This is a genomic window from Paracoccus sigandri (assembly GCF_003709565.1).
In the GTDB taxonomy this organism is placed as follows: domain Bacteria; phylum Pseudomonadota; class Alphaproteobacteria; order Rhodobacterales; family Rhodobacteraceae; genus Paracoccus; species Paracoccus siganidrum.
The window spans coordinates 15,291-29,447 of the sequence record NZ_QNRC01000006.1 but is presented as its reverse complement, the minus strand read 5'-3'; the positions used below and the strand labels follow the sequence as shown (position 1 = coordinate 29,447).

Annotated in this window: 11 protein-coding genes; 8 read left to right on the top strand and 3 right to left on the bottom strand. The window is 69.8% G+C overall.

The window, feature by feature from the left end; translation table 11 throughout:
* The first annotated feature begins 48 nt into the window (after nt 1–48).
* Genes C9E82_RS06935 through C9E82_RS06915 form a run of 5 tightly spaced genes read left to right on the top strand, consistent with a single transcriptional unit; the run spans nt 49 to nt 5,686 of the window.
* Entirely contained in the window at nt 49–1,551 is a 1,503-nt protein-coding gene (locus C9E82_RS06935) for a sugar ABC transporter ATP-binding protein (RefSeq protein WP_119896308.1), read from the top strand.
* Nucleotides 1,541–2,518, top strand: coding sequence for an ABC transporter permease (locus C9E82_RS06930; protein WP_119896309.1), 978 nt, complete (start codon nt 1,541–1,543; stop codon nt 2,516–2,518). The genes C9E82_RS06935 and C9E82_RS06930 overlap by 11 nt, the downstream gene beginning before the upstream one ends.
* A 36-nt stretch (nt 2,519–2,554) precedes the next feature.
* The gene (locus tag C9E82_RS06925; RefSeq protein WP_119896310.1) at nt 2,555–3,286 is read left to right on the top strand and encodes an SDR family oxidoreductase; all 732 of its coding nucleotides are present in this window, start codon (nt 2,555–2,557) and stop codon (nt 3,284–3,286) included.
* Nucleotides 3,287–3,317: 31 nt separating this feature from the next.
* A complete protein-coding gene (locus tag C9E82_RS06920; RefSeq protein ID WP_119896311.1) occupies nt 3,318–4,952 on the top strand; it encodes an FGGY-family carbohydrate kinase in 1,635 nt (544 codons plus the stop codon).
* 8 nt (nt 4,953–4,960) lie between these two features.
* On the top strand, nt 4,961–5,686 hold the full coding sequence (locus C9E82_RS06915; protein WP_119896312.1) for an SDR family oxidoreductase: 726 nt from the start codon (nt 4,961–4,963) through the stop codon (nt 5,684–5,686).
* A gap of 21 nt (nt 5,687–5,707) precedes the next feature.
* Here C9E82_RS06915 and C9E82_RS06910 read toward each other — a convergent pair whose 3' ends face one another.
* Nucleotides 5,708–6,373, bottom strand: a complete 666-nt coding sequence (locus C9E82_RS06910) for a Crp/Fnr family transcriptional regulator (RefSeq protein ID WP_119896313.1) — start codon at nt 6,371–6,373, stop codon at nt 5,708–5,710.
* A 178-nt stretch (nt 6,374–6,551) separates the two neighbouring features.
* On the opposite strand from C9E82_RS06910, the gene C9E82_RS06905 reads away from it, so the two are divergent.
* Nucleotides 6,552–7,613, top strand: coding sequence for a hypothetical protein (locus C9E82_RS06905; protein ID WP_147393018.1), 1,062 nt, complete (start codon nt 6,552–6,554; stop codon nt 7,611–7,613).
* Here C9E82_RS06905 and C9E82_RS06900 read toward each other — a convergent pair.
* Nucleotides 7,610–10,642, bottom strand: a complete 3,033-nt coding sequence (locus C9E82_RS06900) for an AAA family ATPase (RefSeq protein WP_119896315.1) — start codon at nt 10,640–10,642, stop codon at nt 7,610–7,612. The two genes, C9E82_RS06905 and C9E82_RS06900, sit on opposite strands and share 4 nt — an antisense overlap.
* A complete protein-coding gene (locus C9E82_RS06895; RefSeq protein ID WP_119896316.1) occupies nt 10,639–12,168 on the bottom strand; it encodes an FAD-binding oxidoreductase in 1,530 nt (509 codons plus the stop codon). Before C9E82_RS06895 ends, C9E82_RS06900 begins: the two co-directional genes overlap by 4 nt.
* A gap of 224 nt (nt 12,169–12,392) precedes the next feature.
* On the opposite strand from C9E82_RS06895, the gene C9E82_RS06890 reads away from it, so the two are divergent.
* A complete protein-coding gene (locus tag C9E82_RS06890) occupies nt 12,393–12,977 on the top strand; it encodes a DUF6931 family protein (RefSeq protein WP_240643386.1) in 585 nt (194 codons plus the stop codon).
* 6 nt (nt 12,978–12,983) lie between these two features.
* The gene (tagH, locus tag C9E82_RS06885) at nt 12,984–14,144 is read left to right on the top strand and encodes a type VI secretion system-associated FHA domain protein TagH (RefSeq protein WP_119896317.1); all 1,161 of its coding nucleotides are present in this window, start codon (nt 12,984–12,986) and stop codon (nt 14,142–14,144) included.
* Nucleotides 14,145–14,157 lie beyond the last annotated feature (13 nt).

Genomic DNA, 14,157 nt, shown 5'->3' with positions numbered 1-14,157 from the left:
GTCCCCGTCCGGGGGCGCGCCTTCCCCCTCAACCTGTCAGGAGGCATCATGCTGGAACTGAACGGGATCAGAAAGAGCTTCGGCAAGATCGAGGTGCTGCACGGCGTCGATCTGGAGGTCCGCGCCGGCGAGGTCCATGCGCTGCTGGGCGAGAACGGCGCGGGCAAGTCCACGCTGATGAAGATCCTCTGCGGCATCCTGCAGCCCTCGGCCGGCACGATCCGCATCGACGGGACCGAACGCCACTTTGCCGATTACGACCAGGCCATCGCGGCCGGGATCGGCATCGTGTTCCAGGAATTCAGCCTGATCCCGCATCTGGACGCGGTCGAGAACATGTTCCTGGCGCGCGAGATGCGGGGGCCGCTTGGCCTCTTGAACCGCAAGGCGATGCGCGCCCGCGCCGGCCAGATCATGCGCCAGCTGGCCGTGGACGTGCCTCTGGACGTGCCGATCAACCGGCTGTCCGTGGCCGAGCAGCAATTCGTCGAGATCGCCAAGGCGCTGTCCCTGGAGGCGCGCATCCTGGTGCTGGACGAGCCCACTGCGACGCTGACCCCGTCCGAGGTCGAGCATCTGTTCAAGGTCATGCGCGAATTGCGCCGGCAGGGCGTGGCGATCGTCTTCATCTCGCATCACCTGGAGGAGATCTTCGAGATCTGCGACCGCATCACCGTGCTGCGCGACGGCGATTTCGTCGGCTCCTGCGCGGTCTCCGAGGTCGACAACGACCGGCTGGTCGAGATGATGGTCGGCCGCCGCATCGAGAACAATTTCCCGCCCAAGCCCGCGCCCGATCCTGCCGCCCCGCTGGCGATCGAGGTCGAGGAGGTGCAGCTGAAGCGGGGCGGCCCCGTCTCGCGCTTCGCGCTGCGCAAGGGCGAGATCCTGGGCTTTGCCGGGCTGGTCGGCTCGGGCCGGACGGAAACCGTGCTGGCCATGCTGGGCGCGGGCCCCGCCACGCGCTGCAAGGTGAAGGTCGACGGGGTCGAGACGCGCTTTGCCGGCCCCGACGAGGGGCTGGCCCACGGCATCGGCCTGCTGCCCGAAAGCCGCAAGGAACAGGGGCTGATCACCAGCTTCTCGATCCTGCAGAACGTGTCGCTGAACAATTACGGCAAGTATCGCAAGGGCCACTGGTTCATCGACCTGAAAAAGGAGCTGGACTGCACCCGGACCGCGATGGGGCAGGTCCGCGTCAAGGCGCAGGGGCCGCATGCCCGCGTCGACACGCTGTCGGGCGGCAACCAGCAGAAGGTCGTCATCGCCCGCTGGCTGAACCACGACATGCAGGTGCTGATCTTCGACGAGCCGACACGCGGCATCGATGTCGGCGCCAAGGCGGAAATCTATGCGCTGATGCGCGCCTTCACCGAGAAGGGTGGGGCGATCATCATGATCTCGTCCGAACTGCCCGAGGTGATCGGCATGTCCGACCGGGTCTGCGTGTTCCGTTCCGGCGGGATCGTGGCCACGGTCGAGGGCGATGCCATCAATTCCGAAACCATCATGACCCACGCCACGACCGGGAGAGTTGAACATGTCGCATGAGGAAAACACCGGCGCGGCCGGGAAATCCGGTGGCTTCACGCTTGGCCGCCTGCTGCATTCGCCCTTGGCGCTGCCGCTGATCGGGCTGATCGTGGTGTCGGTCCTGATGGGGCTGGCCAGCGACAACTTCTTCAGCCTGAACAATATCCTGAACGTGCTGCGCCAGGTCTCGATCGTGGGCATCCTGGCGGTCGGCATGACCTTCGTGATCCTGACCGGCGGCATCGACCTGTCGGTCGGCGCGGTCATGGCGCTGGTCGGCACCATCATTGCCGGGCTGATCGTCAATTCAGGCATCCCCGCGCCGCTGGCGATGCTGGCGGGGCTTGTCCTTGGCACGGTGATCGGGCTTGCGAACGGCGCGCTGGTCGCATGGGGGCGGATGCCCGCGATCATCGTGACGCTGGCCACGATGGGCATGGCCCGCGGGTTGGCGCTGATCTATTCCGGCGGCTACCCGATCAGCGGCCTGCCGAGCTGGATCTCGTGGTTCGGCGTCGGCCGCATCGGCGTCGTGCCGGTGCCGGTCATCATCATGCTGGTGATCTATGCCATCGCCTGGGTGCTGTTGCAGCGCACGCCCTTCGGCCGCCATGTCTATGCCCTGGGCGGCAACGAGACCGCCGCGAAACTGTCCGGCGTCAAGACCCAGCGGGTCAAGCTTGTGGTCTTCGGCATCTCGGGGCTGACCTCGGCCTTCGCGGCCGTCATCCTGACCGGCCGGCTGATGAGCGGCCAGCCCAATGCCGGCGTGGGCTTCGAGCTTGACGCCATCGCCGCCGTCGTCCTTGGCGGCACCGCCATCGCCGGCGGGCGCGGGCTGATCCTGGGCACGCTGATCGGCGCGGTGCTCTTGGGCATCCTGAACAACGGGCTGAACCTGATGGGCATCAACCCCTATCTGCAGGACGTCATCAAGGGGGCGATCATCCTCTTGGCCATCTATATCGGGCGCGAATGGCGATAAGCCCCGCCCAACCCATTCGAAAGACAGGAGAACGCAATGTCTGAATCGCTGGACGGCAAGGTCGCCGTCATCACCGGCGCGGCCTCGGGGATCGGGCTGGCCACCACCGAACGGCTGCTGGCGCGCGGCGCCACCGTGGTCATGGCGGACCGCAACGAGGCCGCGCTGGCCGAACTGGCCGCGAAGCTGGGCGAGCGCGCGATCCCGCAGGTGACGGACCTGCTGGACGGCGACAGCTGCGCCGCCATGGTCCCCGAGGTGCTGGCCAAGGTCGATCACATCGACATCCTCTATTGCAATGCCGGCACCTATATCGGCGGCGACCTGACCGAGACGACGCCCGAGGCGATCGACCGGATGCTGAACCTGAACGTCAACGCGGTGATGAAGAACGTCCACGCGGTCGTGCCGCACATGAGCGCGCGCAAGACCGGCGACATCGTCGTCACCTGCTCCATCGCCGGGCATTTCCCGACCTGGTGGGAGCCGGTCTATGCCGCCTCGAAATGGGCGATGACCTGTTTCGTGCAGACCATGCGCCGGCAGATGATCCCGCACGGGGTGCGCGTCATGCAGGTCTCGCCCGGCCCGGTGGTCTCGGCCCTGCTGGCCGACTGGCCCGAGGAGAATTTGCGCAAGGCGAAGGAATCCGGCAGCCTGATCGAGCCGGAAGAGGTCGCCGATGCGGTCGAATACATGCTGACCCGCAAGCGGACGGTGACGATCCGCGACATGCTGGTCCTGCCGACCAATTTCGACCGCGTCTGAGGCAGGAACCGCGCCCCAAGGGAGAACCGCAATGGCCCAGTATCTGATTGGCATCGATGTCGGCACCGGCTCGGCCCGCGCCGGGATCTTCGATCCCGCGGGCGCGCTGCTGGCGGTGGCGAAGCGCCCGGTGCGGATGCATCGCGAGGGCGGCATCATCGCCGAGCAGTCCGGCGCGCAGGTCTGGCAGGCGGTCTGCGGCGCGGTGCGCGAGGCGGTGGCCGGCGCGGGGATCGATCCGGCCGGGGTCGCGGGGATCGGCTTCGATGCCACCTGTTCGCTGGTGGTGGTCGGCCCCGATGGCGCGGGGCTGCCGGTCGGCGATCCCGCCCATCCTGAACGCGACATCATCGTCTGGATGGATCACCGCGCGACCGATCAGGCCGCGCGGATCAACCGCCAGGGCCACGAGGTGCTGAAATATGTCGGCACCCGCATCTCGCCCGAGATGGAGACGCCGAAGCTTCTGTGGCTGCGCGAGAACCGGCCCGAGGTCTACGATTCGGCCGCGCATTTCTTCGACCTGACCGATTTCCTGACCTGGAAGGCGACCGGGGCGCTGGAACGCTCGGCCTGCACGGTGACCTGCAAATGGACCTATCTGGCGCATGAGGGCCGCTGGGACGCGGGCTATTTCCGCCAGATCGGGCTGGGCGACCTGGCCGATCAGGATTTCGCCCGCATCGGCGCCCGCGTGGTCGATCCCGGCACGGCGCTGGGGGCGGGGCTGACCCCTGCCGCCGCCGAGGCCATGGGCCTGCGCCCGGGCATCGCGGTGGCGGCGGGGCTGATCGACGCCCATGCCGGCGGGATCGGCACGGTGGCGGCGGGGGGCGACGCGACCGCCTGCCTGGGCTATGTCTTCGGCACGTCCTCCTGCACGATGACCACGACGCGGGAACCGGCCTTCGTGCCGGGCGTCTGGGGCCCCTATTATTCCGCGATGGTGCCCGGCATGTGGCTGAACGAGGGCGGCCAGTCCGCCGCCGGCGCCGCCATCGACCAGCTGGTGCAGCTGCATCCCGCCACCTCTGACGCCAGCGCCCTTGCCGAGGCCGCCGGCAAGAGCCTGCCGCAATGGCTGGCCGACCGGGCGCTGGAGCTGGCGGGCTCGGCCAGCCGGGCCGCGCGGCTGGCCGAGGATCTGCATGTCGTGCCGGAATTCCTGGGCAACCGCGCGCCCTTCGCCGACCCCCATGCCCGCGCCGTCATCATGGGGCAGGGGATGGAGACCGGGCCGGATTCGCTGGTCGCGCTCTATGTCGCGGGGATCTGCGGGCTGGGCTATGGGCTGCGGCAGATCATCGAGACCCAGGCCGCGCATGGCGCCCCGGTCGAGACAATCAGCGTCAGCGGCGGGGCGGGGGCGCATCCGCTGACCCGCCAGCTGCTGGCCGATGCGACCGGCCTGCCGGTCGAGATCACCGAATGCGCCGAACCCGTGCTGCTGGGCTCGGCCATGCTGGGCGCGGTGGCGGCGGGGGTCCATCCCGACCTGCACGCCGCCATGCCCGCCATGTCGCGCATCAAGGCAAGCTGCGCCCCCGATCCGGCCAGCCGCGCCCTGCAGGATGCGCGCTTTGATGCCTTCCTGGCCCTGCAGGCCACCGCGCGGGATATCCGCAAGGCCATGGCGCCGCTGCAGGCCGACCCCATCCAATCCTGAGAGGACATATGCAGTTTTCGGGCAAATCCGTCATCATCACCGGCGCCGGCAAGGGCATCGGCCGGGCCTGCGCGCAGCTGATGGCCGCGCGCGGGGCATCGGTCGTCGCGCTCAGCCGCACCCGCTCGGACCTGGACAGCCTGCGGGCGGAAATCGGCGGCCGCGCGATCCAGGTCGACCTGGCCGATCCGGCCGCGACCCGCGCCGCCATGGCCGAGGCCGGGACCTGCGATTTCCTGATCAACAGCGCCGGCATCAACGTGCTGGAAAGCGTGCTGGAGATGACCGAGGCCGGCTATGAGGCCGTGCTGGGCGTCAACCTGCGCGCCGCGCTGATCGCCTGCCAGGAATTCGCCCGCGCCCGCATCGCCGCGGGCGGCGGCGGGGCGATCGTCAACATCACCTCGATCGCCGGCCATCGCGGCTTTCCCGATCACCTGTGCTATGCGGCCTCGAAGGCCGGGCTGGAGGGCGCGAGCCGCGTTCTGGCGAAAGAGCTGGGCCCGCACGGCATCCGCGTCAATTGCGTGGCGCCGACGATCACCCTGACCGAACTGGCCGCCGAGGCCTGGTCGGATCCCGGCAAAAGCCAGCCGATGATGGTGCGCCACCCGCTGGACCGCTTCGCCGAGGCCCGGGAGGTCGCGGAAAGCATCGCCCTTCTGCTCTCCGAGGACAGCCGGATGATCTCGGGCACGGTGCTGCCGGTGGATGGCGGTTTCCTGGCCGTCTGAGGCCGCTTTCGCCGGGCGGGCCTAGTCCGGCAGCAGCGCATCGGGCCGCAGCAGCCGGATCCACTTGCGGCCGGACTCGAGCACGCCCGCGCGGGCCAGGTCGGACAGGCAACGGCTGACGGCTTCGCGATTGGCGCCGATGGAATTGCCGATCTCGGCATGGGTCGGGGGGTCCCTCAGCAGCCCGCCGGCCCGGAACACCTGCGATTCCAGCGCCAGGCGCAGCAGATGCGCCCGGACCCGCTGCTGCACGCTGAGCGAGGTCAGGTCATGGACGCGCTCGGTCAGCTCCCGGATCCGCTCGACCAGCCCGACCAGCACCGCGCGCCGCACCGAGGGGGCGGTGTCGATCAGTTCGGTCAGCACGTCGCCCGGCAGCTCCAGCAGCTCGCTGCGGCTTTGCGCATAGAGCGACAGCGAGCGCGGCAGCCCGGCAATGGCCGACAATTCGCCGAAGACCTCGCCGGGGCCGATGCTGTTATAGACGATCTCGCGCCCCTGCTCGGTCCAGTGGACCGCAAGGATTCGCCCGCTGGCCACCAGATAGACGCTTCGGGTCGGATCGCCGCGCCCGATCACCAGTTCGCCGCGCTGGAAGCTGCGCCGGGTGATCTGGCGGTCGAGACGCTGGCGCTGTTCGCCGGAAAGCGCCGAAAACCACGGGAAATCGCCAATCGAACGGGTCATTTCATTTCATGATACGGCCGGGATATGGAGGAAATCCATAGGCTGTTCACGCATTCAAGCAAGAAAAATTCATGAATTAATCACGTCTGTGTCCTAGCGCACTTAACGCAACCGGCAGTTGGTATATTCCCGCTCAAAGCGAACTTGCCCGGTCCGGGCAGACCAGGAGGAACTAGTGATGGCGTTACATCGTGGAAATTCCCAGGACCACCCGATCCCGGCCCCCGCTTCGGTGGAGGGGCTTGCCGATCACATCGTCCAGATCGGGGCGATGCTTCTGCACGCCAGGGGCCGGGCGATGATCCTGGACCACCAGGCCGACCTGCGGGTCCTGGCCGATCCGACCGATATCGGCTGGCGCGCGGCCGAGGTGCAAAGCAACATGCGCTCGCTGGCGCGCTATCACCTGGAGGTGCTTATGCCGCGCGCCTCGCAGGTGCTGGGCCGCGTGGGATCGCTGGTCAAGCTGGTGGGTGAACTGGAGGCATCGGCCGATCAGGTGCGGCTGACCAGGCTGGCGCTGGCCATGGGCCGCTATGTGACCACGGTGCAGGGCGTCGCGCGGGCGATGAGCAGCGCCGCGGTGATGGCGCGGGTGGCCGAGCAGAACCTGTCGGGCACGCTGTCGGCGACGCTGCAGAAGATCGAGGGGCCGGACGGGACGCTTTCCAGCAGCTATGCCCGGATCGAGATCTGCGAATACGAGCTGTTCAACGCCATCGAGGAGGCGCTGAGCCAGGCGGGCGACCTGGCCGGCCAGCCCGGCGCGCTGCGGATCCTGGAAGGCGGGGTGATCGCCGAGGCCGGGCCGGGCTCGGAACTGGGCGAGATCGAGCCGCTCCGCGCGGCGAGGCTGACGGTGCTGCCCGATGCGGCGCCCGCGCCGGTTGTCGAGCGCAGCCGAAGATTGCGCGCCCGCTATGACGAGCTGGCCGCACGCGGGGCGCTGGTCGCGGCGGCGGGGCTGATCGGCAATCAGGCCGGGGCGATGGCCGCGGCGGCCCATTCGCTGGACCTGGCCTTTTCGGCGCTGGCCCGCGGGATCGAGCGGCAGGCGGCGGAATGCCGGATGCTGGCGCGGCAGACGGCCGATCCGCAGAATGCCGGACGGGTCGCCTGCCGCATCGCGCAGGCGCGCCGGGAATGGTCGCTGCTGGGCGCCCGGCTGCGGGTGCCGCTGGAGCTGCTGTCGGGCACGGACCGCATCTTCGCCGCCGATACCGCCGGCGCCGCGGCCTAGCACCGCGGGCAGCAGCCATGCCCCGCGACGTCGCAGAGCGCGTGCAGGGGCGGCAGCATCCAGCGTTCGCCGGCCTTCAGCGCGGCGGCCAGCGCCTGCATCTCGGCGGGATCGGGCGGCATCTCGCCCGCCCGCGCCCGTGCCAGGACCATGACGGCGCGCAGGGTCGGGCTCATGAAGACGAAGCCGAAATTGCGCAGCGCCGCCTCGGCCTCGTCGAACAGCCGCGCCGCCTCGGCGCCCTGGCCCCGGCCGGCAAGGCGGATCGCGCCGGCCAGCTGCGCCAGCAGCCCCCACAGGTCATGCGGATGGTCCTGCATCATCCGGTCCAGCCGGGCCAGCACCATGTCCAGCATCTCGATGTCGCCGCGAATGCCGCAGGGCAGGGCGGCGCCGAAGATCAGGCTGTGGAAGGTGGTGTGGTGATGGTTCAGCGCATCGACCGCGGCCAGCACCCGGCCGACCGCGGCGCGGGTCGAGGCATCGCTGCCGGTCAGCGCCTCGATCGAGGCCATGCAGCACAGGACGGTGACGTAGTTGTTCGTCACCCCGAATTCGCGCAGCGGCTCGTCATGCAGCGCGGGGTCGTAGCGGTCCAGGAAGGCCTGCAGCCGGGCGCGGGCCTGGTCCAGCTCGCCCCGGAACATCAGGCTGGACCCCAGCATCCGGTCCAGCACCATCCGAAACAGCCCGCTGTCATCCGCCCGCGCCAGTTCCTCCAGCCCCAGCCCGAAGGCATGGGCGGTGTCGATCTCGCCATGGCTGCACAGCTGCATCCATTGCAGGAAGGCCGAGGCGAAGACCCGCTGCGACCCGCCCACCCCGGCGATGCGGCTTTGCAGCTGCGCCATCTGCTCGGGGCTGGTGGCGTGATAGCCCTCGGCGCTGACCATCGCGCGGTAGAGCGACAAGAGCGTGTCCGCCTCGAAGACCTGCGCCCATTCGGCGTCCTGGACCTGCGGCAGCAGGTCCAGCGCCTTGCGAAACAGCGTCACGGCCTCGGCCTCGGCGGATTGGGCGGCAGCGATGCGGCCGGCCTCGGCCCAGATCTCGGCGGCCTCGCGGGCGCGGCCGGCGCGGGCATATTGTTCGGCCTGCGCGGTCTTTTCCACGGGCAGGCCGCGCACCGCGCGCCGCGCCAGCGCATCGGCGATGGTCGAATGCAGCCGTCTGCGATCGCGGGTCAGGATCATCTCATAGGCGAAATCGGCGATGATCTGGTGGCGCAGGACCAGCATGTCCTCCTGCCCCTGGCGGCGCGACAGCTTCAGCTCGGCCAGGCCGCTGGCGACCAGCTCGTCCAGCGCCGGCTCGATCGGGCTGCCCTGCTGCCACAATTCGCGCAGCAGCGGCACCGGCGCGGCGCCGCCGGCCGTCGCCAGCAACAGCACCAGCGGGCGCGCGACCGGCAGGCGCTGGATCCGCGCCTGCAGGATCTGCTGCAGGCTGGAAGGGATCGCGCCCATCGCCTCGTCGATCTGGCCGGGCAGGTTCAGGTCCGCCAGCCTTTCGCGCAAGGACAGCGCCAGTTCCTCGGCGAAGATCGGGATGCCCTCGGCGCGGCTGGCCAGCCGCTCGATCAGCTCTTCACCGACCGGCAGCCGGTCGAGGATCTCGCGGATGATCCGGCCGGTATCGCCGCGCCCCAGCGGCGCCAGCGCGATCCGCGTCGCGCCGTCGGGTGGCAGATCGGCGCCCAGGCCGGGGCAATGCTCCAGGCTGCGGCTGCTGACGATGACCAGAAGGCCCGGATGGTTCTGCGCGACCAGCGCCAGCAGCGTGTCCACGGTCGAGGGATCGGCCCAGTGCAGGTCGTCGAACCAGACGATGCGCGGGCCCTGCGGGCCGCCGGCGACATGGCGGGCCAGGGCCTCGACGATCTGCTTGCGGCGCTGGCGGCGCATCGCGGGATGCTGTTCCCCGCCCGAGGCGATCTGCGCCAGGATCCGCGCTGCCTCGGCATCGCCGGCCTGCTGGCCGAAGCGCAGCAGCGGCAGCAGCGCGTGGAACGGCGTTTCCTGGCCGTGGGACCGGCAGGCGAGGCGGCGGACCGGCCCGCCTTGTTCCTCGATCCGGGTGACGAATTCGTCGACCAGCCGCGACTTGCCCAGCCCCGCCTCGCCGGTCACCAGCGCCAGCCCGGTCCCGCCGGCGCCGACCCGGTCCCAGCAGCGGGCCAGCCGCGCGATCTCGGCCGCGCGCCCGGCCAGCGGCGCGCGCTGCGGCTGCGGCGCGTCGGGCGCGGCCTGCGGCGTCTCGCCGGGGCGCAGCGTGTAAAGCCTGCAGGGCAGGTCGATCCCCTTCAGCTGGCGCGACCCCATCGGCACCAGCCCGACCTGTCCGCGCAGCAGCTGCGCCGTCGAATCGGCCAGCGCGACGCTGTTCGGCGCGGCCTCGGCCTGGACCCGCGCGGCAAGGTTGACGGTGGCGCCGAAGGCGCGGCCGGGGCTGGCGTTCCAGCCCGAGCGCTGGCCGTCCACCACCACCAGCCCCGAGGCGACGCCGCCCCGCGCCAGCACCCGGCCCGCCTGCGGGATGTCCAGCCGCGCCACGCCGCCGATGGCGTCCCGCGCCGCCAGGACCGCGTGCAGCGCCGCGTCCTCGACCGGGTTCGGGTAGCCGAAATAGATCAGCACCCCGTCGCCGTGATATTGCGCGACATGGCCGCCGTAAGGTTCGGTCGCCTGTTCCACGCTGCGATAGAAGGCGCCCAGCAGTTCCGAGAACGCCTCGGCGCTGAGCCGGTTGGCCAGCCGCGTGGAATCGACCAGGTCGCAGAACAGCACGGTCAGATAGCGCAGCTCGGCGGCGGTCAGGTCGATGCCCTCCTGCGCCTCGATCCGCGCCAGCCGCGCCCGGATCCGGCGCCGGTGGCCAAGCGAGGTCACGCCGAGCGAGACCAGATCCTCGTCGCTGAGATGGTGCAGCACCTCGAAATCGATATCCGCCTGCCGGAAGGCCTCGGCATATTGGCCCAGGCCCTGTTCCGCCAGCCAATCCCCGACGCTCCATCCCGGCTCCTGGCTCATGTCGCGGCCGTCGCGGCGGGCAGGGGGCGGATGCTCTGGGGATAGCGGAACAGGTCGCCGGGGTCGTAGCGCGACTTGACGGCGCGCAGCCGGTCATAGTCCTCGCCCCAGTAATGCGCGCCGAAATCGGGATCGTGCGGGCTGGGATAGTTCTGGTAGACGCGGCCGTTCCAGAAGGGCGCGACCGTTTCGCGCCAGCGCTCCAGGTAATCGGCCATCACCTCGCGCTCGGTCTCGGACAGCCAGAAGACGTCGAAGAACAGGTCGCAGCAGACCCGGCGGTGCAGGAAGGCGTTGGGATGGTCCGGCCCGCGCTCGATGGCGCCGCCATAGATCTCCATCGCGGCGATCGTATAGGGGCTGGGCGTATCCAGGAAGCAGTCGATCAGCCTGCGCCAGTCGGCGGCGGACAGCGGCTGTTCGATATAGCGGCTCAGCTTGGCCTCGGGCGGGGGCATGGGCTGCATGTCCTGCGGGAAATCGGGAACCTCGTAGGGCTGGGACAGCAGGCAGCGGTTCAGTTCGGAATAGGGCGTGCTGTCGTAAAAGCTCTCCACCACCGCGCCGGGCAGCTGGATCACCGGCACCAGCAGGCGCTTCAGGTCGGGCAGGGCGCCGCGATACATGCCGCGCATCAGCAGGCGCGGGGTCTTGGTCCGGCCCTCGGGCCCCTCGAAGGCCCAGATCATCTGGTAGCCCAGGTCGGGGGCCGCGTCGCCGCGCATGAAATGCGCCTGCAGCCATTCCAGCGCCGCGGCGGCCTGGGCGCGGCCCTCGCCGTCCTCCATCTGCCAGCGGATCGAGAAGCCGGTGAACCTCGCGCCGCGATAGAGCCGGTATTTCACCCCCAGCAGCACGCCGAAATTGCTGCCGGTGCCGCCGCGGACCGCCCAGAAAAGGTCGGGATCGCGCTTGGCATCGGCCTCGACCATCCGGCCATCGGCCAGCATGACGCGCACCGCCAGCACCTGGTCGCAATTGACGCCGAAGATGCGGGCGGTAAAGCCATAGCCGCCGCCCTGCATGTAGCCGCCGACGCAGACATCCGGGCAGGCGCCGCCGGGCGTGTGCAGGTCCAGGAACTCCAGCTTCGCGTTCAGCTTGCGGAACTGGGTGCCGGGACCGGCCCAGGCGGTCATCGCCTCGGGCTCGACCACCACGTCGTTCAGGCGGCTGACATCCAGAAGGAAGCCGTCCTGCGCGGAAAACCCGCCGGTGCTGTGCCCGCCCGAGCGGACCACCACCGCCAGGCGGGCGCGCTGCGCGACATCCAGGCATTCGGCGACATCGGCCTCGGTCTCGCAATAGACGATGACGGCCGGATGGGCCGAGAAACGCGGATTGGACAGCATCCGGTCCGCGTCATAGTCGGGATCGCCGGGCAGCACGACGGTGCCGGTGATCTTCTGCTGCAGCTCGGCCGCCAGCTCGGGGGGCAGCGCGCCGGGCGGCAGAAGGGCCGCATCGGCGGTCCATTGCGCGATCTTGCGGCGGCGATGGGCCGCGCGGCTGTCATACCACATCATGGATCCGCATCCCCGTTTCTGGTCGCTGATTCTGCCAGCGGTTGAAATTGCATGGGAAATGCTATCTGAACAGCTTGTGCCCGTCCTGTGTCAAGCTTGGCGCGACGGCCGTCATGCGTCATTTGCCCGCCATATTCGCAGCGGGTTGCGCCCGGACGGGCCAGTTTCCATAATCCGCGCGACCGCAAGCCACCCGGTCGCGTGCAAAGGCAGATTTCAGGACGATGAATTCCAGCGAGACCGAAGAAAAGACCCGCCGTCCGCAGCGCAGCCTGAGACCGGAATCCCCGGCAGAGCTGTTCGCGCAGGCCGCGCATCTGTCCGATCTGGTCAAGCTGCGCCCCCTGCCAGACGAGGACCGGCTGCGTTTCCTGGCCCGCCTGCGCTTCTCGACCACCCCCGAGGAGGCCGTGACCTATACCGCCTTCGCGGCGCTGCCGCCCTCGTCGGCGGGCTGGGGCTATGAATGCCTGCGCCTGATGGCCGAGCATCTGCAGCCGCAGGAACGCCAGATGATGCAGCAGATCGCGAACTGGCTGGCCACGCCCACCACGCGGCTGCGCCACGAGATCATGAAGCAGGCGCTGTGGGCGCCGACGCGCGGGCCCTCGGTGCTGCTGGGGCTGGCGGTGGGCTGGTCCACCGGCACGCCGGCGCCGAACGATCCCGATCCCTCGCCCAGCCACAAGACCCCGGTCGCCGTGAACAGCGCCGTGCTGTCCTGCCTGGCGCGGGTGCCGCTGTCGCAACGCTCGATCTTCCTGGCGCGCATCCTCGACATGGCGGAAACCCTGTTCGGGGCGTATTGATCCAAGATGACCCTGACCCTTCAGATCGAGAACTTCCATGTGCTGGACGACGGCGGGCCGGTCAGCATCCTGGTGCCGGAAAGCGGCATCCGCGTCGGGCGCCGCGCCGGCATGGACTGGGTGCTGCCCGATGCCAGCCGCTACATCTCGGGCCTGCATTTCGAGGTCGGCTTCGACGGCAAGACCTGGTGGCTGACCGACGTCTCGACCAACGGCACCTTCCTTCAGGGCCACCGCCACCGGCTGGGCGCGCCCCATGCGCTGTCGCATGGCGACCGCTTCCAGGTCGGGCAATACATCATCGTGGCGATCTTCGACATGCCGCAGGACGGCGCCGCGCTGTCGCCCGGATCGCTGCCCGAGCATCGCATGGACCGCCCCGTCGAGGAGATCCCGCAAGAGGACCCCTGGGCGCTGGACGGCGCCTTCCCGGTCGCGCCGGTCGATCCGCTGCCGGTGGAAAGGACCGGCCGGCAGCCGGATTTCTCGGATGATTTCATCGACCTGCCGGGACCGCCGCCGCCCGCTGGCCCCGCGGCGGCGCCGCCTGCCACCCCGCCCGCGGCCGCCGTTCCGCCGCCCGCGCCGCTGGACGAATCCGCCTTCCTGCGCGGCTTCTGCAAGGGGGCGGGGCTGGCCCCCGAGGCGATGCCGCAGCTGGTCCCCGAGGCTTTCGGCCGCGCCCTGGGCGAGGCGCTGCGCGCCACCGCCTCGCAGCTGATGCTGGCTTTGCAGGATCGCGCGGCGGCGCGCCATTTCACCCGCGCGGGCGAACGGACCATGCGCGGGGCGGCCGACAACAACCCGCTGAAATTCCTGCCCGATACCGAGCAGGCGCTGGATGCGCTGTTCCTGAACCCGCGCGCGGGCTTCCTGACCGGGGCGGCCGGCTTCGACGAGGCGCTTGGCGATCTGCGCCGCCACCAGGGGGCGCTGTTCGCCGCCCTGCAGCCGGCGCTGATCGAGCTGCTGCACGACCTGGATCCCGGCCGGATCGAGGCCGAGGCCAGGGGCGGCGGGCTGACCGGCAGCCGCAAGACGCGGGCCTGGGACGCCTTCGTGCAGCGCTGGGACGCCAAGACCGCCAGCGAGAACGGCATCCTGGACGAATTCATCCGCCTGTTTGCCGCCGCCTATCGCAAGGCGGACGAGCAGGGCGGGCCATAGGCAAGGGGGCGAT